Here is a 23,971-nt window from a genome sequence, read left to right on the forward strand (position 1 = left end):
GAACGAGAGTGCTCACGCATAACAAGCAATCCTTTCTCTTTGTCGAGCTGATGCTCGCAAAGTCTGCTGAAGGTGTCGGTTATAGATTCAAATATCAGTCTCTGTAACGACGGGTGTTTTCTGTTGAGTCAGCACAGTTAAGGTTTTAGCCCTTCTTATACTTGGCACATACCCTACAAAAAGCATGTCGGACCCAGGCGATTGCTGTACAGATAATAATTTTCATGTTGGGCTTGGTACAAAGTTATTCAAGCAAGCTATCGCGAGGAGGTGACCATTAGAAAAACGCAACAGATGTTTAAAAATAGACTGTGCAACTATTAAACAGTAGTTCGCATTGACTACCCCAACGACTGCAGAATCCTGGCGGCATTTAAATGCAGGTGAGGAATAGCCCATTTAATGTATCGCTTAACCCAATAAAAAAAATGGAAATGCAACCATGCGTCGATATTCCCTGCTTCACTTTTGTACCCTCGCTGCACTGTTCAATGCAACAACTCCCGCGGGCGCTTACGAGTTTTTTTCCCGAGATGACACCCATCTCAATGCTAACCTGGATGCGGTTTTTGGCGTTTTCCACAGTCGTGAAAGTTATCCAGCCTCTGGCCGGTTAACACAGGGATCGTCCTCATGGAGAGAGGGCTACATCAAATATGGCGTGAGCGGCGATCAGGGATTGCGAGGCGCAGGGACGGCCTATGGTGCCTTCTCACTGGTCAGTTCGGCCACTTGGGGGGACGGGGACGCTGCAGGCTACACTGATGGATCTGAGCGCACCACCAAGATTGAAGATGCTTATCTGGGATGGCGCTCGGGCAACCTGTTTGAAGTCCTTGGCAAAGACGGCATCGACTTTTCGTTCGGTCGACAGAATATTGCAGTGGGCGACGGCTTCCTTATTCAGGGCGACGCCTTCAGTGCAGGTCGCGGCCTCGGCGACGGACAGTACAATCGTGGAGGTGCTTTCTACGTGGCTGCCCGCAAAGCGTTCGATAAGACAGCCGTGTTGCGCATTGGCGGTAAAGAGGGCTGGCGTGGCGATCTGATGTGGCTTAAATCCGATAACCCCTCTCAGGCCAATACCGAGATGTACGTCGGTACGCTGGAACACGTGGCTGCAGCCGGTACGGTTGGCCTGACGTACATCAACACCACGAAAATCGCTGAACAGTACGCTTCCCCCCTTCAGCTTGAGCGTGACGGCATGAAGACCTACAGCGTGCGCGCAGTGGGTAATGCGGGCGTGGAAAACCTGTTTTTGTCGGGTGAATACGCCAGGCAAAGCAAACCGAATGCGGCGAATGAGGACGCTTGGTATCTGGAAGCAGGGTGGACCTTTGCTGATGCTCCGTGGAAGCCGAGCGCCAGCTATCGCTACAGCCGCTTTTCAGAGGGTTATGACAGCTTGTTTTATGGAACGGGCCGTGGCTATGGCACATGGTTCCAAGGTGAGGTGGCAAGTAATTATGCCGGGCCCTTCAATAATAATGCTCGTATCCAGAACGTCACGTTCAAGGTCTCTCCTTTGGAAAGCCTGACCCTCGGAGCCATGTACTTTAATTACGACACCATTGATCGTAACGTGCGTAACAACGATGGTTATGAAGTCGACTTGTATGCCGAATGGCGCGTTAATCAGCACTTGACCGTTTTGCCGTTGTTAGGCATCTACCAGCCAGACAAGAGCGCAGAGCAGGGGGGGACGCAGTTGGGTAACAACGATACAAATATGTACACCCAGTTGGTGTTCGCGACGACATTTTGATACCTGGCAGGTGACTGATGTCGCCTGTTTTTGTTCTTGGCCGTTTAGAGAAAGTTGTATCCATACATACGCCATAGCCCACCGTCGGATCGCCGAGTTTTGCCTGGCAAACGTTCTGTACTCCCTGCGAGATCTAGCTTGATCAAAGAAAAGCATGACGTAAATAACGCAGTCAGTAATAGAAACCGGCAGAGCGTTTCATCCGTGCGGCTGGAATAGTTTCCACTTTTGCTCCTTGGTGGAGGTGCCTTTGTTCTCGAGGGCACCCTTTTTAGACAGCCACTCTTGTTGAGCGGCTCTTGGCCGTTTTATTCTGGGGTCGCGTGGCCCAAGATTATTTCGTCTGGAGCAACCACGATTTTAGCCCAATCGACTTTCCTGACAGCGTCGCTGCGTTCCGACTGCCAGACCGGATTACCGTGGAGTCTGAGTGGCCGGATGACTGGAATACCCAGCACATGAACCATTTCGAAGATTTCAGCTGCAAGCCGATCTGTCTATATCCGGGCTGACTCTCGGAGCCCTTAACACTGAGGTATATACAGAGAAAGTAAGGGCGCTGCCAATGGCAGCACCCGATAGCGCAATTAGCTATAGTTGACCTGAGAGGAGGCAGAAGTTGCCTTTCCTTTCCACGCCAATACGCCAAGCCAAAAGAACCAGATAGGGGTGACGTATAGAACACCTTGCAGGCCTAGGCCAGCAATTTCACCGGCATCCAGCATTTTCGCCGCACTCGAAAACAGCCCGAAACAGCCGTTCAAAAAAGTCAGGGCCGCAAAGGCCTTAAGGTGCGGCCAGATGACAACCGCGATCCCTATGTACCAGACTCCGGAGAGGAAGAATTCTAAACGCCCCCACATGCCGTCCTGAACAAACATGGTGATTACACGGAAAAGCTCCGTATACAGTTGAGCGGCGGCGGGGTCTGTCGCATTGGCGGTTGCAATCGTAAGCACCGGCCACGCAACGGAGAGGATCGATGCGCCAATCGCCCCAACCAACCCGAAAAACATGCCCGCAACGGTTGCCAGCGATACCAGAAACGGATTTTCCTGTTTGAAGTTCATCCAAAGATAAAGGGCAGCCGGAATGCTCAATAGATAAAAGCCAAACGTATCGCTCAGCATCATCCATTTGAGGTTGGTAGCGCCCGCGACACCCACCTGCAACTGCGCAGCCACATCACCCGCGGCTTCGTAGTCGAAACTGCCGGCCTGGATCGCCAGAAAGGTGGTCAGCATACAAAAACAAATAGCCAGCCAACTGGTAATGGAGACCAGCCGGTTTCTGCTAAGCACAAGTTTGTTATTCATAATAAGTGTTCCAATCGGTAGTTATAGGGTTAAGACGCTTTTATTTTGCAAATAACTGCCGCTCTGTCTTTTGGATTTTTAAGGCCGCTGAAAGGCATGCGATTTTTAGGGACGACCTCTTCGGGGGCCGCCACAAACGCATCAAGCTTGTCGGCCGTAAATACCATGTCCGAGGCCTTCATCGCTGGCGAATAAACGAACCCATCAAGCGAGCCCGCCTTGCGGCCAATAACGCCGTGGAGGTTCGGGCCCAGCATCGAGTTATTCCCCTCGGCGAGAGAGTGACAAGCGGCGCACTTGCCCCAGGCTTTTTCGGCAGCCTCTGGCGAACAGTCATCCTCCTGCGCCAGTGCCAGATTCGAAACCATCATAAAAGTCAGAACCCATATCTTTTTATTCATCTCAACCCCCTCAACCCAACTGCTTCAATACGACACGCGATGCACGCAACCCTGTTTCAATCGCACCGTCGATAAAACCTCGCCATCCATTGGCAACATCAGAGCCGGCAAAAACGATGCGCCCCTCGTCCTTGCGCATGTCCACTCCGTACTTGCTCCACATGCCAGGCTTGTAATCGCACCAGGTACCCTTCGAATACGGGTCGGAGTTCCAATCGTAGGCAAAGCTCTCCATGATCTCGGCGTCAGGCAACAAACGCGTAAATGCTTCACGGACATTATCGTCGTCGTTTACATCGAAGCCGGGTACTGAATAGCCCATGGCAACAAACTTGGTATGGTGGTCAGAGATATAATCCGTGTACACCAGGTTGATTGGATAACCAGAGGGCGCCATGCCTTGATAGCTGCCTTTATTTCCCTTCACTTTCACTTTCAACTCGAAGCCGGAACCAACATGCCGCTCTTTACTGGCGGCTACTTTTCCTGGCAATAGAGCTGGCGACCATTCGATATCGTTCCAGCAGTTCATGGGCAACGCGACGATGCAGGACTTGGCAAAATAGTGTTTGCCATCTTCCGCGGTAACTTTCACGCCACGTGAAGACTGTTCTACCCTTTGCACGGGGGTATTCAGTTTGACTTCAGCACGGCTGTCGCGAAATAATAACTCTACAAGCGACGACGTACCGGTGCTGATTTTATATTGGGTGCAGGCTCGGAGCAGACGATCCATATCATTGCCTGCGCGGGCATACCAATGGATCTGATCCAAGTAGCCAGCCTGATCGATAGGGCCATTTACAGCCGTCGTGAAATAAGATTCTAGAATGGCTCGCGTTTCATCAGGCACATTGATCTGCTTCATTCGCTGGGCAATGGAAATATTATCTGTCTTCAAATAGTCTGGATTAAAGGATGGGTCAAAAGGGCGAGGAAACAGATCAATCACGTCTTTACTGAACACCTCCATGCCGGCGTTCAACAGTTCAAAGGCCTTGGCAGGATCGAAGGGTTTGAGCTTACCGTTGACCACCACACCATAAGCTGCCGGGTTTGCCCCCGGCGTCTCCAGCAACTGCAAGCCGTAACGTTGCATTTCCGCCCACACGTGCGGCTGCAACCAATGGATCCATTGCCCGCCCACATCGGCGCGCTCGCCAAAAACTTCGGTAGTGAATGTGCGGCCACCTGTTCGGTTGCGTGCTTCCAATACCAAGCATTTTTTGCCCCGCGTTCCCAACTCTCTGGCTGCGGTGGCTCCCGCCATACCGCCGCCGATAATAATGGTGTCGTAACCGCCGTCAGCCAATTTATTGTCTGAAGCGTCGGGTGCAGGTTTTGGCGCGCTTGCTATCGCAGAATTCAGCATGGAAGCGGCAATTACCGTCGTGGCGCCCGCCGCAATTCCTTTCAGTGTCTGGCGACGGTTATAACCCGCTTTCAATAACTCACTACCATCCTTCTCGGACATTTAAACCTCACCATTATTTTATTGGTTTTATTTCCACGCAGGCGGGCACACTGCCTATTAATGGAAGTCACATACCTTTCCCACCAACACTTCACACGATAGAACGTGTCGGTTTATTAAATATTAAAGTCGAGGGGTGGTCTATCCGATAGGTAGGCCAATATCATCCAAAAAATAGGTTGTTTTTTAGTTTGATACTATGGTTAAAAGTCTCCTCCAGCGGGGTTAGCCTGAAGGTTCTTCTGAATGCTTAATAATGTCGCCTGCTGAACGCCATTATGATCGCTCTTCCTTGGTGCGGATTGACAATGGCCCCAGCAGCGCCGGCGTGAGGCATTATCGTTACTCATCAGATAGGGAAGACTCGTTCCCCCAATTGCAAAGTCACCCACTTCAGCTCGGTCATGTCGTGAATGGAGTAACGACCATTTTCCTTGCCGTGTCCGCTATCCTTGAAACCGCCGAAAGGCGCATTTGGATCATCGTCAAACGAGTTGTCATTGATATGTACCGAACCCGCTTCGATACGCAGAGCGAAGTCAAATGCCCTCTGAAGATCGTTCGTCACAATGCCGGAAGAAAGGCCGTAGGATGTATCGTTTGCCAGCTCAATGGCGTGCTCGAAGTCCTTGGCCTTGTAGATGGATACCAAGGGGCCGAAGCTCTCTTCGTCATAGACAGCCATCGATGGCTTGACGTCGGTCAATACGGCGGGTTGGAACAGGTTTCCCCGATACCCGCCACCGGTTAGCAGCGTTGCCCCTTTTGCAATCGCGTCGTCGATCTGGCCACGGATGAATTCGCACTGTTGGGCGCTTATCAGTGGGCCCACTATCGTGGCGGGGTCGGCAGGGTCACCGCAGCGAATGGAGCGGACTTTTTCAACGAACGCGGTGCAGAACGCCTCGTAAAGGCCTTCCTCAACGATGATCCGCGAGTTGGCCATGCACACCTGGCCCTGGTTGAAGAAGATGCCGAAAGCTGCGGCGCTGACGGCATAGTCCAGCTTCGCGTCATTCAGGATGACGATGGGGCTCTTGCCGCCAAGTTCCAGGACGATGCGTTTTTGGAACTTGCCAGCCAACTCGGACAGGTACCGGCCGACTTTTGCCGAACCGGTGAAGGTCACCATCTTCACGCGTTTGTCGGAGAAAAATTTGTCTCCGAGCGCTTCATTGGTGGTGGGCAGCACGCTGAACACGCCCGGAGGGACGCCAGCCTCTTCGAGGATCTCGGCCAAGAGCAAACCAATCAGCGGGGTTTGCGGGGCCGGCTTCATCAGGAATGCGTTGCCGGCGGCCAAGGCTGGGGCGAGCTTTTTCCCGTTCAAGAGCAGCGGGGCGTTAAAAGGACCAACCCCTGCAATGACACCCAGCGGTTGCCTGATGGACATCGAGATACGCCCCGCACCGTCGGCAGGCATGGTTTCGCCACGGATATCGCGTGCCTGTCCTGCGGCGATGCGGAATGTGCTGACCATGTAGTCGCATTCGAACATGGCTTTGCCGAACACATTGCCACCTTCCTCGATGAGGATCTTCGCAATGTCGCCGCGCCGGCGCTCGATGATATCCGCGGCCCGACAAAGAATGGCCTCACGTTCCTTGGCGAGGGTTTTGCCCCAGGTTTTTTGCGCTTCAAATGCTGACGCGATGGCGCTGTCGATGTCGGCTGCCGTCGCAAGCTTCACGCGTGCAATAGCTTGTTGGGTGTAGGGGTTGATCACGACCTGTTCCGGCTGGCCGTCGCTTTGCCAGGATTTACCGTTGATATAAGGGTGGTAGATTTTCAGGTCTTTAATGGCTTGATCGGTCATGGCGGCACACCTTTGAGTCAAGTTTGCGCAGAAAAAATTTTGCGAAATGTCGAGCTGGACATGGGGCTGGGCGATCCGGCCGTTTGCAGGACTGCCCAGCGTGGCGTCACAGGGTTTCGCTGTTCTTCCAGTTATCCATCAGCGTATTTGAAGGAAGTGCCTCATCCAGGAGCTTCTGCGCAGTGATCACGCCTGCGACAGGCAAACCTGTCGGGTCAAGAAGACCCACTTGGACCAGCAGGCTCGCCTGATCCCAGTAAATATGCTCGTGATAGAGCTTGTCGCCCCTGAATCGCACGACACCCAGCATCGGGATTTCGACGTACTTACCGGTCGGCGCCACGTTCGGGAGCATCCAATCGATCTCCGTCGTGTGAGTAAAACACATGATGAATTCATCGACGATCTGCAACGCACCCACTGTCCGGGACAGGGGGATCAGTTTCATGTCCGGCGGGTTTCCATGGACAAAGTGGTGCTGATAAAAACGGCTTAACTGCTTGCTGCCAACCCCACCGGTCATGGTCGGGATGTGGTTGACGTAGGGCTCCGCGACCATCGTGGCCATCGTTGCGGGAACGTCTCGCGTATCGAACTCATGCTTTACATGTTCGTCCCATAAATCCGAAAGGTTGAAGTTCGGACCGATCTCGCGCTTCAACGCGGCAATGGTTCGTTCGTGTGCCATGAGAGCGGCTGGTTTGTCGAAGTGGTCGCTGCCTGCCCGGGCGAAAGCGTGGTCGACATTCGGATACACGTAGATCTCCGAACTCTTTTGGCCTTTCAAGGCCGAGCTGATTTTTGCGCGGGCCTGAGCGTCGCAGTAAGCGTCGTTCTCGGCAAAATGAAGCACCAGTCGACCCCGGATGTTATCCACTTCGTCGAGGTAGTTCTCGATGCCCATGCCGTAGAACCCGACCGAGCAGGCAGCCTTGGTGCGTGTGGCCGTCAGATAGGCCAGCTTGCCGCCCATGCAGAATCCGACGAAACCGAATTGATCGCCTTCAACCTGGTGCAGCGTGTTGAGTTTGGCGAAGCTTGCAGAAATATCATCAACAGCCAGATCCAGATCCAGACGCTGGAAGAAGCCGATAGCTTTTGCAAAATCCTGCTCCGTGTAACCGAGGTCGACGTCGCGCTCCATTCGCCAGAACAGGTCGGGCACCAGTACCACGTAACCCTCTTCAGCATAGAGGTCTGCGACAGCTCGCATGTTTGCGTTGACGCCGAAAATTTCCTGGCCGAGAACAAGTCCCGGGCCTTTTCCACTGGCCGGAACAGCAAGATAACCACGAAACGTTTGTGCTTTGTCCAGAGTCTTTATATCGATGAATTCGCCCATCTTTTTGTACTCCTCTATCAACTATTCAGCATCGGTATGACGTTGGAACCACACGCGAGGCGATATACCTCTGTCCGGGCCCAGGATGGAAAAACCGCCATCTACAGGTACATCCACACCGGTCATCCAGGAGGCGCCGGGTGTGCAGAGAAAAGCCACAACAGTGCCGACTTCCTCGCCTCGCCCGATACGGCCCAGAGGATGGAAGTCAGCGCCGACGCGGTCGGCGAGCGCAATATCACTGTTGGTCAGCGTGGCGACGGTCGGGGACCAGGTCCACGCCGGCGAGACGCTCAGCACGCGAGTGCCCTTGGGAGCCAGGCTCACGGCGAAATTCCTGGTCAATTGCAACATCGCAGCTTTGGAAGCGGGGTAGAGTGCACGGCCGGCTGCACCGAATTTCCCGCCCGTGCTGGTGATGTTCACTATCGTGCTGCCAGGCTTCAGCAGGGGTGATACTTTTTGCACGAAGATGGCGGCAGAGATCACGTTGACGTTCAGGCTTTTGTGCCAATCTTCCCGGGAAGACTCGATGCCCTGGTCGGTGTAGATACAGGCGTTGTTAACCAGAATGTCGACTTTTCCGAATTGATTCAGGGTATTGGCAATACACCGATCAATGTCTTCATCGTTTTCCACATCGCATTCCGTGTAGGACGCGCAGGGCCCCAGTTCGTCGCATAACGCACTTCCTGCACTGGCGTTACGCCCCACCAACATCACTTGCGCCCCTTGGGCAATCATGACTTTGGCAATATCCAGGCCAAGCCCCTGAGTGCTGCCGGTGATGATTGCAACTTTTCCTTCCAGGCTCATGATTGCACCTTGAACAATTGATCGACGCTGGAGATTTCAGCGATCAGGCTCATGTTTTTAAGCGACGCTTGATGTGCCGCCGGGTCTGCGGCAGAGCAGGCATCTGCGGGGACAACGACGTGATAACCGCAGTCCACGGCGTGCCTTACGGTACTTTCCACGACTGAATGCGTTGCCACACCGGCAATGATCAGCTTGCGTGCGCTGAGCATGGTCAGCAGGGCTTCCCCATGCGTGCCGTAAAATGCGTTGATCCGCTTGTGGGTAATGATGAATTCCTTGCCGTTTTCATGGGGGCTCAAGGCATCGAGGAATTCGGCGCCCCACGTGCCGTCAATCACGGCACCGATCTTCTTTACGCTGTTTAATATCGGCGCGTTAGCGATTAAATCGGAGTAATCACCTCGATACGCGACCCGCGCATGAATGATGGACCAGCCGTTTTTTCGCGCACCACGCAGCAACGCGCTTGCAGAGGCAATCAGATTCGCGCGAACGGCTCCATCCTCGTCCAGACCTACTTTGATACGTCCTTCCGGATGCAGTACATCATTCTGATAGTGGAGCGCAATGACGACTGGCCGCTCCATCAAACGAATACCTCCAGGTTGGCAAACACATCGTTGCAGTTGACCAGGTCAACACGCTTGAGCTTGATCTTCCAACCGTCCACTTTATTGCCAGCAAGTTTGTAGGTGTAACGCCCGGCGAGTTGGCGTTGATCCAAACGCCATTCCGTGGCCTGGAACACCGCGCTGACCACCAGGCAACCATCTTCGTCCAGCCCTTCAATGCACACGTTACCAACCAAGTGCGCTGTTTGAGTTTGTGGTTGCTGTGACCAGTTACGCGCATTTTCCACGCGACGAATACGCGTCTCGCGCAGCATGCGGTTTTCCCAGAACAGGGAAATGTGATCGAAAGGGTTCTCTTGGTTGTGCTTTTGCGGCACCCAATACATGCCATCTTCGGTGAAGAGTTTGTCCCACTCCCAGAACTTCCATGTGTCCAGCAGGCTAGCTTCCTTAAAAAGAAATTGCTCGACCGAGCGAAGGGTGGATTCTTCGGCAAGTGCAGGCGTGAGGTCGGATGTATTTACGTTGAAAGCGCGGTCAAGCAACATTATTGCTCTCCTTGGCGATAATTGTGCCGGTCATGAATTTTTTCCAGGCGGCAAACTGATTGCGCATGGGCAGTTCGCTGGTGCCATTGGTCGAGACTGCGCCGTCTTCAAGCAAGGTATCGGTGCCGACATAACGGTGCATGCTGATCCAGGTGCCGCCTCGGGTCATGTTGCCCTCCTGGCAGCGGGCATACACTTCAACGTCGTCCGGCATGACATTTGAAGAAGGGGAGTTGATGACGTTGGCGTAAGTCAGCGCGCGGTCAAACACCACATCGGGGGCTCCTTTACAGCGGAACGTCTGGATTTCCACCATGGTTTTATCGACGGCAACCGGGCGAATAACCCGAAATTGCATGAATACGGTATGAGGCGATCCGCTGCCGTAGATCACGGTGTTATGTCGGTTCATGCCCATGATTTCCCGCGCTCGGTCGGCTCCGTAGGCCTCACTCAAACAGCCAAAGTGCGCACGGGAAACTTCGTCCTTCTCGGCGGCATCCGGATCGAAGATCGCCTCCATGTAGCCATGGCCATTGTGGTAGGCGCGCAGTTCCAGTTTTTCCCAGAAGTCATAGGGCTCACCATTACCATCCATGATCAGCAGTTCGAACGGCATCTCGCCGATGGCTTCAGCCTGTTCTCGCGCGGCATCGACCGATGATTCGTGGGTCACCCGAGCGTGCATGGTGTCGTGGAGGTTTTCGTAGAAAACTTTCCAATTGGAACGTTGTTGTACTCGGAAAATACCGCCCGCTACTTCAAGTTCACCTACCGGAGACCTGTCGCACATATTGTCGATGGAGCTGACGACGCCACCGAGGAAGGTTTTCAGGTCTTCGCCATAGGACGCCTGGCTGGCGAATACGAAACCGCGATAGCTGTCGACCCTGGCCACACTGGCCATGGAGAAATCCGGATGTTTCGGGTCATAGCAGGTGCCTTCGAAGCCGCTCTTCAGCGGTGCCGACAGATGAGTGCCGTCCAACTTGAATGTCCAGGCATGGTAGGGGCAGCGGAAGAACTTGCCGACATTGCCGTCACCATCCGCCACCAACTTTGCCCCTTTGTGAGGGCAGCGGTTGTAATGGACGTTTACTTTGCCGTCTGGCGCACGAACCATCACCACATCCTGGTCGCCGATCCGAGTCGTGTGGTAATCGCCAGGGTTCTTTACTTGACTCTCATGGCCGACATAAATCCAGGCATGCCCGTAAATTCGTTCCATTTCGAGTTGAAAGAGAACCGGGTCGGTGTACACGCTTTTATGCACGCTGTCGGGCCGGATCAAGTCTGCAATTTGTTCATTGGTAGGAATCATTGTTCGCTCCTTTACTGATTAGAGGTCAAGTACCAACTTGGCAGTCTTGGCACGGGAAACACAGGTGCAGAAGGCGCCGCCGGAGCGCTCGCGATCAGACAGGCAGATATCACGGTGATCGGCTTCGCCCTCGATCATTTGCGTCACGCATACACCGCAATCACCACGTCGGCAGTCGAACATCGGGTCCAGGCCGGCCTCGATCATCACGTCCAACAAGGTCTGGCCTGCGTTCACTGCAAGCGTTACTCCACTCGAGCGAAGTTCTACTTCAAACGCCTGGTCGCCATCTTCTTCAAGCGCACCTGCAAACAATTCGTAGTGCACGTGAGCATCCGGCCAACCAAGTTCCCGAGCGGTTTGTCTAACCGAGGTGATCATCTCGACGGGGCCGCATATATACAGATGAGTACCTTCCGTGGGGCTCGCTAATACACTCGATGCCGCGAACCGTTTGCTGGCGTCTCCACCGCTTATCCAGCATTGGCTATTGCCCAGACACTGCACTTCTTCCAGATAAGCCATATTTTCTGCCGTGCGGCCGGCATAATGCAGGGTGAATGCCTGTTTGGATTCCTGCAGCGCACGACCCATGCCGAGCATGGGTGTGATGCCGATTCCACCTGCTATCAGCAGTATGTGTTTGGCATCTTCAACCAGGGGGAAATGATTGCGAGGCGGTTCTACCTCGATGATCTGACCTTCCGTCAGCGTATGTACCCACTTGGAACCCCCTGTGCTCTTGTCATCGAGTTGCACGGCAATTTCATAATGATCGCCGGCCGGCAAGTTCACGATTGAGTAGGCGCGCTTGTGCTTTCTATCACCTGGAATATGCAGTTCGAGGTGGGCCCCTGGCGTGAAGTCAGGGAGCTGCTCACCATCTCGAGCGATTAATACCAACCGCCGAATACGCGGAGTCAGTGCCTCAATACATTTTATTTTTACTGATAAGCTGGACATAAAGAACCCGCGTACATAACTGGCAGTCAATAAAGTCAACTGGGTGTCCGGTGCCACGAGTGATTCAAGCAATACGCGCCAATCATTGCTTGAATCGCAGTACCTGAGTGGAGTCAGGTATTACTTTCCGTGAACTTTTCAAAATACATCCGCACAGCAGTAAGTTGTTTTTCCATATGCCATATTTTTACCGACTCGACCATTGGGGGAGGGCCGCACATGTACAGGTCAAAGGGCGTGTCCGAATGCTCGAAGGGGACGAGGTGTTCAGGGATGAAGCCCTTCTTGCCCCGCCAATCTTCAGCCGCATTGCTGAGGACCGGCGTGAAGTCGAAGTCTTGAATCGTTGATTTATAGGCCTCGATACGCGGTATTTCGCACAGGTCCTGTTCGGTCCTCACACCATAGAAAAGATGAACCGGGAATCCGGACCCGCCTTTCTCCGCCAGTTGATCGAGCATGCCGAGGAAGGCGGACAGTCCGGTTCCTCCGGCGACCATCAACACCGGACGGTCGATATGGCGCAGGTAGAAGGCCCCCAGTGGAGCTTCCATCTTGATGATGTCGCCTGGCTTGCAACGATCGCGTACGTAGTCGGTCATGACCCCGCTGGGCAGAAGGCGGACCAGAAATTCAAGGGTTCCACTGCCAGGCGCACAGGCAAACGAATAGGAGCGACTGTGACCGGTATCTGGCACTTGCAGGCGTGCATACTGGCCGGGCAGATAATTCAGTGGGGCAGCACCGGACGCTAGTTCGACCTTCAATATGGCGGTGCTCTCAGATACCTGAATGACTTCAGTAACAGTGGTTGTCACCTCTGAAGTTCCAGCACTTCCACACAGTGTCGAGTCGAAGTCAAAGTAGAAGGATGCGTCGGACAGTACCCTTGTTTGGCATGACAGAACCTTGCGGTCAGCCAAATCCTGTTCGGAAAGTGCTTCTTCATCTACGTAATCTTGAGTGTAGCTTCCGGATTCACAACGGCCCTGGCAGGTCGCGCAAACCCCTTCGCGGCAGTCCAGGGGGATCTTGATCCCACTTCTGAGAGCAGCATCCAACAAAATTTCGTTAGGCTGGACGGGGCAAAACAGGGTTTTACCGTCAGCGAAGTTCAACGCAACCTGGTACATGATTGAACCTTTCCCGGACTTAAATATGGTAGAAATCCAACACTGAATTGATCTTGTCATTCAGCAGCACGCTGTGCTTCCTGGAGATCAGCCAGCTGTCACCCTGCGGTCGCAGTGTGTAGGTGGCGCGCCCGTAGAAGTGCTCCGATAAGGACTGTCGGTAATACAAAGTCTGCCAGTTGACACGAACTTCAAGATCGCCACCCTCCAATGGATGAATCCGCACGTTACTGATCTGATGCAAGGTGCGTGGCAGTGGGGTCGCGGATGCCGCTTTTCCCGTACGGATCCGGAATATCCGGTCTTCCAGGCCGCCACGGTTGGGATAGTAAATCAGCGACATCTCACGCTTGGGGTCGGTGGTGTAGACGTGCTCGGAGTCCCATTGGGGCAGGTGAAACACGCTGTCTTCGCTGAAGAGTGCCAGATAAGCATCCCAATCTTGGTCATCGCAAAGTTCTGCTTTCTTGTAGAGAAATTGTTCTACTTGATACTGAAGTTCGGTGTTCATTTTCTTATACCTCTTTCAGTTTCAGTGCTTGGGCATCGGCTTCTTTACGCGCGAGACCATTGAGCAGAAACGTCTGCCAGTTGCCGTGTTGATTCACGTACAGGCCTTCGTGGGTAAATTCAGCCCCGATCATGGCGGGAGAAATACCGATGGTGTCGGTGTTTTTCGTCGGCCCTGTCGTCCACTTGTCGCGGCCACGGGAAATATCGCTCCAGCGTTCCAGCCGAGCCTGGAATCCGCGTTGCGCTTCACGAAACTCGACGAGGTCGTCGGGTGTGCCCATGCCGGACACATTGAAAAAGTCTTCGAATTGGCGGATTCGGTTCTCGCGGTCGGCATCGGACTCGCCCTTCACGCCAAGGCAAAAACTGTTGATCTCGGTCTTGTTCCACGCAACTGGGCGAATGATCCGCAACTGTGAGCTGATCTGATCGAGGAAAAACATGCTCGGGTAGACGTTCAGGTTGCGCAGGCGATGCATCATCCACTCGGCTTTGTCCTGGCCGTATTCCTCCACCAGTCGCGGCATGATTGTGGCGTACCCTGGGCGAACTTCCGGGTTTGGCATGTCGCTGAACAAGACACTGTGGCCGTTGTTGAACGCGAACCAGCCGTCGTCGGTTTCGGTATCCCCGGCACCCAGCTTGCTGTAGTCAAGGAACTCGCCGGAATCAACTCCCTTAGAGGCGTTGACTTGCTGGCGGTGTTGCACGGTCGACACGTAATTGTAGTGGACCGTGCTGACGTGATAGCCATCCAGGCCGTTCTCGTTTTGCAGTTTCCAGTTACCGTCGTAGGTATAGGCCGATTTGCCCGGCAATACTTCCAGTTCGCCAGTGGGCGATTGGGCAACCATCATGTCGAAGAATACCTTCGCGTCGCCCAGGTACTCTTCAAGTGAGTCAGTGCCGTTCACGTCAAGGCTGACGAAGACGAATCCCTTGTAACTTTCTATGCGAGCCTTCTTCAACCCACGGGTGGCTTTATCGAAGTCTTCCCCGTATTCAGTCGGCGCCTTGACTTTTACAAGCCGTCCGTCGCTCTTATAGCACCACGCATGGAAAGGGCAGGTAAACGTAGACTGATTGCCTTTGCCGACGCGAGTTAAGGTAGTGCCACGGTGTTGGCAAGCGTTAATTAAAGCGTTTAACTTTCCCTCGCCGTCACGGGTAATAATAAGTGGCTGGCGGCCTGCGTTCATCGTTACGAAATCGTGTTTGTTGAGGATCTCGCTTTCATGGCAGGCATAGATCCAGTTTTTTTCGAAAATCAGTTCCATTTCCAGATCGAAAAGTTCTGGCTCGGTGAACATGTCGCGAGCAATACGATAGATGCCTTCCTCGCTTCGAAAGTCCAGGCAACTCTCGATATATTCTTTCCATTGGCTAATATCGCGCATACGGCTCATGGGTAGATCCTCAATCGTGCGGTTATGCAGGGTTCCTATTAGAGGCGGCACGCGGCGATTGGTCTATCCGATTTGTTGATGACTTAAAGCCACTTAATGAGATTAAAAGAAGTCCGAAAATGGGCATATCTGTTAAGACTTCATATTAATGAGAATGATAATCAACGGTTTGTTGTGGCGGACCATGCGGGTGTTACTGTGGGTAGAAAGGTGCCGGTCCATTGCATCGGTTATGTCTATCGGGTAACAAGTGGTGCACGTTCCCCTGGTTTAGCCCATGAATGGTGCTTGTGAAGGTGTTTGAGAAGAGTGTTTTCAGATAGAGAACCGACACTATCCGATTAGTCGGGAGATACTGTCCAAATTAACTGGCTTTAGTCGGTAATCCACTCTGTGGCATACGTCTTGCTATTGCTATGGGTACGCGCCGAAGAGCGCACCGTCTTTCATTACCGTGGTGCCTTGCTATGACCGAGCCGCATGTCACTCCCCATAGTGATATCCAGATTAACTGCTGTGACATGGCCGGTGCCCGAGCCTGGATGGAGGAGGTGTGCGGTCCGCACAGTTTGCAAAGTGCACAACCCGAGCGGGTTTCATTCCGTCACAGCGCCAGAGTATTTCGCTCCTATGCGACGAAGCTTGGCACCCTGGAGTATGGGGCCGACGTTCGTATCGGCGTCGAGGGTTCAGAGCAGTTGGATAGCTATAGTCTGAGCCTGCCCATTTCTGGCGAGCAGGAGCTGATTTACCTCGGGCGTCGTATCTCGTCCAACAAGAGCATGGGGGTTATCGTTTCGCCTTTCCATAGCCAGGAACTTTCAATTGCGGGCGATTGCAAGAAATTGTCGGTGGTCATCCCGCGAGTCACAATGAGGCTTGCGCTCGAAGAAATCCTGAAACGTCCCGTGGAAACCCCAATCAATTTCGATCCGTTGATGGACGGACAAATAGGCGCAAGTGCCTCCTGGTGGCGATTGATCAATCATTTTGTATCCGAGCAAGAGGCGGGTGGGGCGATTTTCGATCAGACGCTCTTTTCCAAAGATATTGAGGCCTCTCTTGTCAGGGGCCTGATCCTGGCGCAAAAGAGTAACTACACTGATGAGATTCACGAGTGCCTGATTGGGCGGCTGCCCAGCTTTTTACTTAAAGCCAAAGACTTCATACATTCGAATGCCCGCGAAGATATTCGTCTCGAAGACATTGAACGTGCGGCAGGTGTTTCTAGGTTTAAGCTGTTTGATGGTTTTCGTAAGCATATGGGTATGTCGCCGATGGCTTATCTGAAGAAGTTGCGCTTGTCTGAAGTACGCAAGCAGCTGTTGGATGGCGGGCGAGGGACAAATATATCCAGCGTCGCCACTGAATGGGGGTTTAATCATCTGGGCCGGTTTGCGAGCGAGTACAAGAAGTTATTCAATGAGATTCCAAGTGCTACGATGCATCGCAACGATGGCGGTCGGGCGCATATGTGATGGGCGTAGTGTAGAAACGCATGGGCCTGGTCGATTTTAATCCCAGGCTTTTTTATTGAATGGATGTAATGAAAAAAAGCCGGAATATCCAGTCGATGAATATTCCGGCTTGGCAGGGCTGGATCAGTGGGGGCCGTAGATGAGCGTAACGACATCTTTGGTGGTTTGAATATAGCCGTTAACGTCTTCGTCAGTCATGGGCAGTGTCAGGCCGACCTGGCCACGATGCACCGGGAAGTAACCGCGAGTGGCCATTTCCAGTGCATAGATGCTCATGCTGTCTTCGTCTATCTTGTGCCAGTGATCGCGGTGTGTGGTGATCGCCTGACCCACTTCACGGGTAAACGCAAAAGCGAATACAGAGAAGGCGCCATAAATAACGAAGGGGTAGTTATGCTCCGCGGCCCAACTGTTCAGTTCTGTTTTAATCTTCGCGTACATTTCGTTAAGCCTTTCATAGGCTTTTTCATCCATGGCTTTGAGGCATGCAATACCGGCTGCGCACGCCAGCGGGTGGCCATGGTGGGTGCCGGAGATCATCACCTGGTGATCTTCAAGCACGCGGAACACTTCACGGCTACCGCCGACTGCACCAATAGGCAGGCCGCCGCCGATCATCTTGCCCAGCACGGTCAGGTCGGGCTTGATCTGATACTCGCTTTGAAGGCCGTTGTACGCCGCGCGCATAGTGACGGTCTCATCGACTACCAGCAAAATGCCCAATTCTTCAGTCAGCGCACGAATTTTTTTAACGAAGGTTTTGTCGAGCACGACGATGCCACCGGCGCAGGCCTGCAACTCCATCATCACGCAGGCGATGTCTTCTGCATTTCCACGCAGGATTTTCTCGCAGGCTTCGTAGTTGTTTTGCACCAGAATAATGACGTTTTCGGTTGTGTAGCCTGGAATGCCGTCGGAGTCTGGAAGGGCTTTGGGGTTGAAGTCCGGACCGGGAAAGTTATCAGGGTTTGGATGAGCGGAAACCGCGAGTTCATCGGTAAAGCCATGGTAGCCGCCTTCGAACTTGGCGATCTTGTTGCGGCCGGTGTAACCCCGCGCAATACGAACGGCACTGAGGCACGCCTCACTCGCCGAGCAAGAGAACTTGACCTGCTCGATTGATTCAATGCGTTCGCAAATTAATTTAGCGAGGTCCAGCTCATGATCGGTCGGGTTGCCGAAGGAAAAACCATTGGGCAGCATGTCCGTGATTGCCTGAATGACAGCCGGATGATTGTGCCCAAGTACGTTGGTGGAAAAGTTGTTATTGAGGTCGAGTAAACGTTTTCCATCAATGGTATGGATGTATTGAGCGTCGCCCTTTTCTACAAAAATGGCATGGGGTCCAAACGCAAAGGTGCGTCTGCTGAAGCCACCGGGAATATAGTCCTTGCCTTTGGTTGTTTCGCGTTTGGACAGATTGAACGATTCGGAAAAGTTGGTCACGGATTGTTGGTAATCAAGCTTCATGGCTATTCCTGCATAAAAAGCTGAAAAAAGTAGTTTGGGGAATGGGGCTCAGTACTCCAGATCAGGCCGACGCAGGGTTTTCATTCGCGGTGTAGTTGGCTGCCTTGCGTTTCCCGTTGATAATCCCTAGAGCGGCTGCAATCGGCACCAACCAAGGCAGAAAACCTGCAAACTCGGAGCTGGAGCCGGTTAATTCGTGGAAGTTAGTGAGTGCGAGTATCACCACAAAGATCAGACCCGCGCCGCCCAACAGTGGCGCAATAAGGCCCTGCCACAGGAAGCCCTGCCTGGTCTTTCTAAAATAGGCAATTACGGCGATCGCGCCCATCGATTGCAGCACAAGTATGGCGAGCGTGCCGACAGCGACCATCCACATGTAAAGATTGCCGATCGGATCAGCGCCAGTCAGCATGAAGACCGACAGGATTAAAAAAGTGATGACGCTGAGCGTCAGGCTGGCGACGTGAGGGCTGCTGTTGCTGGGGTGTACACGGCTCAATGCGTTAAACAGAAAGTTCGAACGGGCAAGGGAGAAGAGGTATCGACACAGGGCGTTGTGGAATGACAGCAGCACGGCAAACAGGCTGGTGACGGCGAGTACTTGCATCAGTTGGGTTGACCAGAGCCCGACAAATTTGGTGTTCATGTTGAACACGAAGTTCACCACGTCGCCGGTTGCGGCGGCTTGTACATCACTGCCCGAATAGGCGATGCCCAGGCACCATGTGGTGAGGGTATAAAATACGCCGATCAGTGCGATGGCGATGTAGGTGGCAAGCGGGATAGTGGTATGCGGGTCTTTCGCTTCTTCGCCATAGATGGTCGTTGATTCGAAACCCACAAAACAGGCGAAAGCAAACATCATCGCGACGCCAAGGCCTGGAGCGCCGAGGTCTTTGGGTATGAAATTGGCAACATTCATCGTGGCCGGGTCTGCCTGGTTCAGTACCGCAACATCGAATATGACGAGAATCAGCACTTCGAGGATCATTAACACCCCCAATACCTTCGCGGATATATTCACGTCCATGTAGCCAAATAGGCCGACGACGACAATCACCAATAAGGCGCTGAGCTGCCAGGTGAACTCAACCCCCGTATAGTTTTTAACAAGCTCCGAGTTAAACGCGGAGAACGCGCCGTAAATCCCTGCCAGCATGCAAATGTACGCAAGAATGGCGATGCCCGAGGCGGCATGACCCACGATGCTGCCAATGCCCACTTTAACCAGCTCGGCAAACCCGCCGGCACTGACGACATATCGGCTCATGGCGGCAAACCCGATGGCGAATAGCATAAGGATCACTGACGCACACAGATAAAGACCGGGTGCGCTGCTCCCGCCTATGGCAAAAACGGCCGGTGAACCACCGAGTGTGGCGCCCAGCGGCGCGGCGGCAGCGACAACAAAAAATACAATGTCAGACACGCCCAGTGAGTTGGTTTTCAGGTTGCTTTTTTGATCACGGTTTTGCATAACATCCTCCACGCGGAATACCATCCTGCATCGCTGTGCTCCGGCTACTTGTTGAGCAGCCTGTTACAGCAATACGATTGTTTTATTCGGCAGTATTGAGTCGTGCACGGGCAATAAACTGTTTTCGCCTGAGGGGAAAAGAACAAATGTAGCCGGTGCATTTTTTAAATTGGCAAAATTCTTTTTTTATATATTTCAGCGCAATTTGTCAGGAGGAAGCTGGGGCGTCAGTCATTGGATGGCATCCCGGTTGAGTAATGTGTCAACGGGCAACAGGACGGTGATTTTTATTTTTTTCATTTCGAAACCTATTATTTTTATCATTTACGCAAAGGCAATTCTTAAACCTTATCGCCGCGCATGTTTGTGTGGCCGCAGCATGATAATGTGACCATCCGAGGGGGGATTCAATGCGCCAAAGCTGATTGATCAATCACGCTTTGTGATGGGTGCGGCTGGCGTCAACGGCGCAGGGTGGCTGATACACACGCCGGCTACTGTGAAAAACTGATTTCAAACGTATGCTCCGCACAATAGCGCAGCGCCCTGACGCCGGGGCTTCGATTGCCCTGCAGGGTGGCCAGTGACATTACGCTGAGCGATGCGTCCTCAATAGGAATGTATCGAATGCCAGGGTGGTTATAGGCCTTGGTTAACGACGACGGGAAGGTGTCGAAGGCGCCCCCATAAGCGACTGCCGATATCACTTCAGGGATGGTTTTGACCATGGCGGCTACTTTACTGGGCTCATTTCTGACGTCTGCCAGACTCCAGTACGAAATAAGGTCAGACGGTGCCCCCTCGGCCGGAATGGCAAAGGGTTTATCGAGCAAATCCGCTACGGTCAGTGCATCAAGCAATGCTAGCGCGTGGGTCGCGGGAACAACGGCGACTCGATGCTCCTTGAACAACTCAACGTACTCCAGCCGCGCATCATGAGTCGGGATGCGCATCAGCACCACATCGACGAGGCCGCCCACTAGGGATTGCACCTGGTTGGTCATTTGCAGCTCAATGAATACCAGTCGGATATCCGGGTTCAGCCGTTGAAAAAGAGCGAACATCGGATGGGTGTATTCCGCTGCCTGGTCGCCGAACATTCCCACCTTCAGCACGGAGCGTTGGTTGTCGGAAAGAGCTTTGCATTCGACGATTGAGTTGTGCATGTCGGCCAAAATCACGCGCGCTTTTTTAATGAATATTTCACCTGCTTCCGTTAGCGCGACTGTGCGATTTGCACGTACGAAAAGGCGAAAACCCAGCTCGCTTTCCAATTTGGCAATCTGCGCACTGAGGCCCGATTGCGCCATATTTTCAATTTCCGCAGCCTTCCCAAAATGAAGGGTTTCGCCCAGCCTCACGGCCAGCAGCAGTTTCTTGGTGTCCATGTTTGAGGGGGCCACATAGGGAAGGGTGAGGATTAACTAGCAAAAATCGCACCTTGTCGTCGATTGGATCGCCCGCGAAGCCGGGATACCTGGCGTAGTGGCTTTGCTGACGCTTTGGCGACCTGTACGGCTGTTAGCAACATGTTACCCGGAAGATAACGCGTGAAGGTCCGTAACGGATAATCGGATTATAGGATTTGCACCACGTTGGTGCTGGCGATCACATAATGCGCTAAATGAGTCAAAATAGTAAATGAGTTAATCGAAGGTAGCCTGTAAGTTGGTTTTGTTATCCGAAAAGTTGTGCTTTAAGTCGTGATTTTTGTGTATATGAACACACTATCAAGCGCTGATTTCCAGGATGAAATTGACCAATAAAACGGATAGATGAGTTTCGGTGGATTGTATAATCTGTCCGTGCACTACTGTGGTCTGCAGCGTTTACGTAACGTATGCCGCCGATACAAATTTAATAATGAGTTGCTCGCATTAACTGCCATAACCATTGTGGGCGATATTTGATTTCGGGTTGATTATCACCTGTTTAACGTATCGCTCCTCTCTAATAATAAATTGGAAATGCATCCATGCGCCAACATCCCATGTTCCGCTTTTGCACTCTCGCAGCCCTTGTCGGCACTGCAACTCACGCGGGTGCCTACGAGTTGTATGCCAAAGGTGACACTCACCTGAATGCCAATCTGGAGGCGGTGTTTGGCGCTTTCCACAGTCAGCAAAATTACGCGCCTTCCGGTCGATTGCAGCCGGGGTCGTCCTCATGGCGGGAGGGTTACATCAAGTATGGCGTGAGCGGCGATCAGGGGCTGGGTGGCGCCGGGACGGCCTATGGCGCTTTCTCACTGCTCAGCTCAAGGACTTGGGGCGATGGCGACGCGGCCGGTTTCACCGATGGCTCTGAACGCACGACCAAAATCGAGGATGCCTATCTGGGGTGGCGTTCGGGCAGCCTGTTTGAAGCCCTTGGCCAGGACGGCATCGACCTGTCATTCGGTCGACAGAATATTGTAGTGGGCGACGGTTTTCTGATTCAGGGCGACGCCTTCAATTCGGGGCGCGGCAACGCCGACGGCCAATTCAACCGTGGCGGCGCTTACTACCTGGCGGCGCGCAGGGCCTTTGACAAAACAGCCGTGCTACGCATCGGCGGCAAGGAAGGCTGGCGTGGCGACCTTATGTGGCTTAAATCCGATAACCGTGCCCAGGCCAATACCGAGATGTACCTCGGCACGCTGGAACATGTGGCCGAAGCGGGGACCGTCGGGCTGACGTACATCAACACCACCGACGTCCGCGAACCGTATGCCTCGTCGCTGCAACTCGAGCGTGACGGCATGAAAACCTATAGCCTTCGCGCAGCGGGCAATGCGGGCCTGAAAAACCTGTTTTTGTCCAGTGAATACGCCAGGCAGAACAAGCCCAATGCGGCGAATGAGGACGCCTGGTACCTGGAAGCCGGGTGGACCTTCGCCGAGGCGATGTGGAAGCCGAGCGCGAGTTACCGCTACAGCCGCTTTTCCGAACGCTACGACACGTTGTTTTACGGCATGAGCCGTGGTTATGGCACGTGGTTCCAGGGGGAAGTGGCGGGTAACTATGCCGGCCCCTTCAACAGTAATTCACGTATCCAGAACGTCACGCTGAAGTTCTCGCCTCTGGAGAACCTGACCCTTGGCGCGCTGTACTTCAACTACGACACTATCGACCGTAAATTGGGTAACACCGATGGCCGTGAAGTCGACGTGTATGCCGAATGGCACTTCAATGAGCACGTGACCGTGATGCCGTTGGTAGGCATCTACCAGCCGGACAAGAGCGCCGCGCAGGGTGGGGCACAGTTGGGTAACAACGACAAAAACGTCTACACCCAGTTGCTGTTCGCTACGACGTTTTGACTGGCCTCGGGTGGCGGGTGTCACCCGTTTTTCTGTCCTTTGAACAACAATGCGCCAAGCCAGAGGTGGAGATCTATCGGCGACTGGAGGTGCTGAGTGGATGCCGCGGAGCAGAGATTATTTTTTTCGACGATCTAAAGGCAAATATCCAGGCAGCAGCCTGTATGGGTTGGCTTGCCTGCCAGATAACACCAGTGAATGCGGCAGATCAAATGCGCGCGTTTTTGCACCAGCATGGCGTTTTATAGGTAGTGAACATTCATGCTCAAGAGTTGCCTTTCAGGTAGTCCTTCAATACCTGGTTGACCCAGGAGTGGACACTAACGCCCAGGCGATCTGCCTGCGACTGCGCGGCGCAGCGTAATTCCTGATCGAGGTGTATCTGATTCAGGTTATCGCTGGAGGGTTTTGAACCCTGCATCAGAAAGCGATTCATGACCTGCCCGAACGACTGATGTGGATCGATAATTTCCGGAGTGGGATGTTCTTCAGTCGACGGCTCTGAGTGTTGAGTCACTTCGCGTCTTGCGTGATCCATCGCGTCTAGCACGTACCCGCATTGCTGTTGAAAAATGCGGCCTGCGGCAGTGAGCTCCATTTGGCGACAACTGCGCTTGAACAACGCAACGCCTAGATCATCCTCCAACTGTTTGATTGCTCGGGACAACGGTGACTGCTCAATATGGACACGTTTCGCCGCACGAGAAAAATTGAGTTCTTCCGCAACTGCTAGAAAGTAACGCAGATGTCTGATTTCCATCTTCGTTCCCCCTGGTTATGACCTTATGCCGTCAGGTAACTAGAACGACTGCGGCTGGATCAGTCGAGCGTTGATGCATAAAAAGATCAAGTC

20 protein-coding genes and 1 pseudogene are annotated in these 23,971 nt (G+C 53.2%); 4 read left to right on the plus strand and 17 right to left on the minus strand.

Features of this window, described 5'->3' with window-relative positions:
- Positions 1-442: 442 nt before the first annotated feature.
- Positions 443-1,768 carry a hypothetical protein gene (locus ACLH0H_RS25245; protein ID WP_411380125.1) on the plus strand — a complete coding sequence of 442 codons (1,326 nt, stop codon included), beginning with the start codon at positions 443-445 and terminating at the stop codon, positions 1,766-1,768.
- Positions 1,769-2,355: 587 nt separating this feature from the next.
- Here ACLH0H_RS25245 and ACLH0H_RS25250 read toward each other — a convergent pair.
- From ACLH0H_RS25250 to antA, 13 genes are all read right to left on the minus strand, one after another.
- Positions 2,356-3,084, minus strand: a complete 729-nt coding sequence (locus tag ACLH0H_RS25250; protein WP_411380126.1) for a hypothetical protein — start codon at positions 3,082-3,084, stop codon at positions 2,356-2,358.
- Positions 3,085-3,113: 29 nt separating this feature from the next.
- Positions 3,114-3,485: a c-type cytochrome gene (locus tag ACLH0H_RS25255; protein ID WP_411380127.1), complete on the minus strand. Its 372-nt coding sequence runs from the start codon at positions 3,483-3,485 to the stop codon at positions 3,114-3,116.
- 10 nt (positions 3,486-3,495) lie between these two features.
- A complete protein-coding gene (locus ACLH0H_RS25260) occupies positions 3,496-4,959 on the minus strand; it encodes a flavin monoamine oxidase family protein (RefSeq protein WP_411380128.1) in 1,464 nt (487 codons plus the stop codon).
- A 349-nt stretch (positions 4,960-5,308) separates the two neighbouring features.
- The gene (locus ACLH0H_RS25265; protein ID WP_411380129.1) at positions 5,309-6,775 is read right to left on the minus strand and encodes an aldehyde dehydrogenase family protein; all 1,467 of its coding nucleotides are present in this window, start codon (positions 6,773-6,775) and stop codon (positions 5,309-5,311) included.
- 106 nt (positions 6,776-6,881) lie between these two features.
- Positions 6,882-8,117 (minus strand): dienelactone hydrolase family protein, encoded by a 1,236-nt coding sequence (locus ACLH0H_RS25270; protein WP_411380130.1) that lies wholly within the window; start codon positions 8,115-8,117, stop codon positions 6,882-6,884.
- Positions 8,118-8,138: 21 nt separating this feature from the next.
- On the minus strand, positions 8,139-8,933 hold the full coding sequence (locus ACLH0H_RS25275; RefSeq protein WP_411380131.1) for an SDR family oxidoreductase: 795 nt from the start codon (positions 8,931-8,933) through the stop codon (positions 8,139-8,141).
- Positions 8,930-9,523 carry a cysteine hydrolase gene (locus ACLH0H_RS25280; protein WP_411380132.1) on the minus strand — a complete coding sequence of 198 codons (594 nt, stop codon included), beginning with the start codon at positions 9,521-9,523 and terminating at the stop codon, positions 8,930-8,932. The genes ACLH0H_RS25275 and ACLH0H_RS25280 overlap by 4 nt, the downstream gene beginning before the upstream one ends.
- Entirely contained in the window at positions 9,523-10,056 is a 534-nt protein-coding gene (locus ACLH0H_RS25285) for an aromatic-ring-hydroxylating dioxygenase subunit beta (RefSeq protein WP_411380133.1), read from the minus strand. The genes ACLH0H_RS25280 and ACLH0H_RS25285 overlap by 1 nt, the downstream gene beginning before the upstream one ends.
- A complete protein-coding gene (locus tag ACLH0H_RS25290) occupies positions 10,046-11,377 on the minus strand; it encodes an aromatic ring-hydroxylating dioxygenase subunit alpha (protein WP_411380134.1) in 1,332 nt (443 codons plus the stop codon). The genes ACLH0H_RS25285 and ACLH0H_RS25290 overlap by 11 nt, the downstream gene beginning before the upstream one ends.
- A gap of 18 nt (positions 11,378-11,395) precedes the next feature.
- Complete coding sequence (locus ACLH0H_RS25295; RefSeq protein ID WP_411380135.1) at positions 11,396-12,412, minus strand: PDR/VanB family oxidoreductase; 1,017 nt, start codon at positions 12,410-12,412, stop codon at positions 11,396-11,398.
- A 41-nt stretch (positions 12,413-12,453) separates the two neighbouring features.
- The gene (gene antC, locus ACLH0H_RS25300) at positions 12,454-13,476 is read right to left on the minus strand and encodes an anthranilate 1,2-dioxygenase electron transfer component AntC (protein WP_411382464.1); all 1,023 of its coding nucleotides are present in this window, start codon (positions 13,474-13,476) and stop codon (positions 12,454-12,456) included.
- Positions 13,477-13,492: 16 nt separating this feature from the next.
- Positions 13,493-13,984: an anthranilate 1,2-dioxygenase small subunit gene (gene antB, locus ACLH0H_RS25305; RefSeq protein ID WP_411380136.1), complete on the minus strand. Its 492-nt coding sequence runs from the start codon at positions 13,982-13,984 to the stop codon at positions 13,493-13,495.
- A 4-nt stretch (positions 13,985-13,988) separates the two neighbouring features.
- Positions 13,989-15,392 carry an anthranilate 1,2-dioxygenase large subunit gene (antA, locus tag ACLH0H_RS25310; RefSeq protein WP_411380137.1) on the minus strand — a complete coding sequence of 468 codons (1,404 nt, stop codon included), beginning with the start codon at positions 15,390-15,392 and terminating at the stop codon, positions 13,989-13,991.
- Positions 15,393-15,859: 467 nt separating this feature from the next.
- Here antA and ACLH0H_RS25315 point away from each other — a divergent pair, with 467 nt between their 5' ends.
- Positions 15,860-16,870 carry an AraC family transcriptional regulator gene (locus ACLH0H_RS25315; protein ID WP_411380138.1) on the plus strand — a complete coding sequence of 337 codons (1,011 nt, stop codon included), beginning with the start codon at positions 15,860-15,862 and terminating at the stop codon, positions 16,868-16,870.
- A 123-nt stretch (positions 16,871-16,993) separates the two neighbouring features.
- Here ACLH0H_RS25315 and ACLH0H_RS25320 read toward each other — a convergent pair whose 3' ends face one another.
- From ACLH0H_RS25320 to ACLH0H_RS25330, 3 genes are all read right to left on the minus strand, one after another.
- Positions 16,994-18,340 carry an aspartate aminotransferase family protein gene (locus ACLH0H_RS25320; protein WP_411380139.1) on the minus strand — a complete coding sequence of 449 codons (1,347 nt, stop codon included), beginning with the start codon at positions 18,338-18,340 and terminating at the stop codon, positions 16,994-16,996.
- Positions 18,341-18,401: 61 nt separating this feature from the next.
- Positions 18,402-19,817, minus strand: coding sequence for an APC family permease (locus ACLH0H_RS25325; protein WP_411380140.1), 1,416 nt, complete (start codon positions 19,815-19,817; stop codon positions 18,402-18,404).
- Positions 19,818-20,311: 494 nt separating this feature from the next.
- Positions 20,312-21,205, minus strand: a complete 894-nt coding sequence (locus ACLH0H_RS25330) for a LysR substrate-binding domain-containing protein (protein ID WP_411380141.1) — start codon at positions 21,203-21,205, stop codon at positions 20,312-20,314.
- Positions 21,206-21,792: 587 nt separating this feature from the next.
- On the opposite strand from ACLH0H_RS25330, the gene ACLH0H_RS25335 reads away from it, so the two are divergent.
- Positions 21,793-23,118, plus strand: coding sequence for a hypothetical protein (locus tag ACLH0H_RS25335; RefSeq protein ID WP_411380142.1), 1,326 nt, complete (start codon positions 21,793-21,795; stop codon positions 23,116-23,118).
- A 17-nt stretch (positions 23,119-23,135) separates the two neighbouring features.
- Positions 23,136-23,366 carry an HAD-IA family hydrolase gene (locus tag ACLH0H_RS25340; RefSeq protein ID WP_411380143.1) on the plus strand — a complete coding sequence of 77 codons (231 nt, stop codon included), beginning with the start codon at positions 23,136-23,138 and terminating at the stop codon, positions 23,364-23,366.
- A gap of 266 nt (positions 23,367-23,632) precedes the next feature.
- Here the strand turns inward: ACLH0H_RS25340 and ACLH0H_RS25345 are convergent.
- Positions 23,633-23,878, minus strand: a pseudogene (locus ACLH0H_RS25345) (LysR family transcriptional regulator); the annotation flags it as partial.
- Positions 23,879-23,971 lie beyond the last annotated feature (93 nt).

Source organism: Pseudomonas sp. MPB26, from assembly GCF_046605355.1.
GTDB classification, from domain to species: domain Bacteria; phylum Pseudomonadota; class Gammaproteobacteria; order Pseudomonadales; family Pseudomonadaceae; genus Aquipseudomonas; species Aquipseudomonas cedrina.

Coding starts and splice junctions, on each gene's coding strand:
- ACLH0H_RS25265 (WP_411380129.1), bottom strand. CDS start 6,775: ATGACCGATCAAGCCATTAAAGACCTGAAAATCTACCACCCTTATATC.
- ACLH0H_RS25325 (WP_411380140.1), bottom strand. CDS start 19,817: ATGCAAAACCGTGATCAAAAAAGCAACCTGAAAACCAACTCACTGGGC.
- ACLH0H_RS25275 (WP_411380131.1), bottom strand. CDS start 8,933: ATGAGCCTGGAAGGAAAAGTTGCAATCATCACCGGCAGCACTCAGGGG.
- ACLH0H_RS25255 (WP_411380127.1), bottom strand. CDS start 3,485: ATGAATAAAAAGATATGGGTTCTGACTTTTATGATGGTTTCGAATCTG.
- ACLH0H_RS25320 (WP_411380139.1), bottom strand. CDS start 18,340: ATGAAGCTTGATTACCAACAATCCGTGACCAACTTTTCCGAATCGTTC.
- ACLH0H_RS25270 (WP_411380130.1), bottom strand. CDS start 8,117: ATGGGCGAATTCATCGATATAAAGACTCTGGACAAAGCACAAACGTTT.
- ACLH0H_RS25245 (WP_411380125.1), top strand. CDS start 443: ATGCGTCGATATTCCCTGCTTCACTTTTGTACCCTCGCTGCACTGTTC.
- ACLH0H_RS25330 (WP_411380141.1), bottom strand. CDS start 21,205: ATGGACACCAAGAAACTGCTGCTGGCCGTGAGGCTGGGCGAAACCCTT.
- ACLH0H_RS25280 (WP_411380132.1), bottom strand. CDS start 9,523: ATGGAGCGGCCAGTCGTCATTGCGCTCCACTATCAGAATGATGTACTG.
- antA (WP_411380137.1), bottom strand. CDS start 15,392: ATGAGCCGTATGCGCGATATTAGCCAATGGAAAGAATATATCGAGAGT.
- ACLH0H_RS25250 (WP_411380126.1), bottom strand. CDS start 3,084: ATGAATAACAAACTTGTGCTTAGCAGAAACCGGCTGGTCTCCATTACC.
- ACLH0H_RS25260 (WP_411380128.1), bottom strand. CDS start 4,959: ATGTCCGAGAAGGATGGTAGTGAGTTATTGAAAGCGGGTTATAACCGT.
- ACLH0H_RS25335 (WP_411380142.1), top strand. CDS start 21,793: ATGCGCCAACATCCCATGTTCCGCTTTTGCACTCTCGCAGCCCTTGTC.
- ACLH0H_RS25315 (WP_411380138.1), top strand. CDS start 15,860: ATGACCGAGCCGCATGTCACTCCCCATAGTGATATCCAGATTAACTGC.
- ACLH0H_RS25290 (WP_411380134.1), bottom strand. CDS start 11,377: ATGATTCCTACCAATGAACAAATTGCAGACTTGATCCGGCCCGACAGC.
- ACLH0H_RS25285 (WP_411380133.1), bottom strand. CDS start 10,056: ATGTTGCTTGACCGCGCTTTCAACGTAAATACATCCGACCTCACGCCT.
- antB (WP_411380136.1), bottom strand. CDS start 13,984: ATGAACACCGAACTTCAGTATCAAGTAGAACAATTTCTCTACAAGAAA.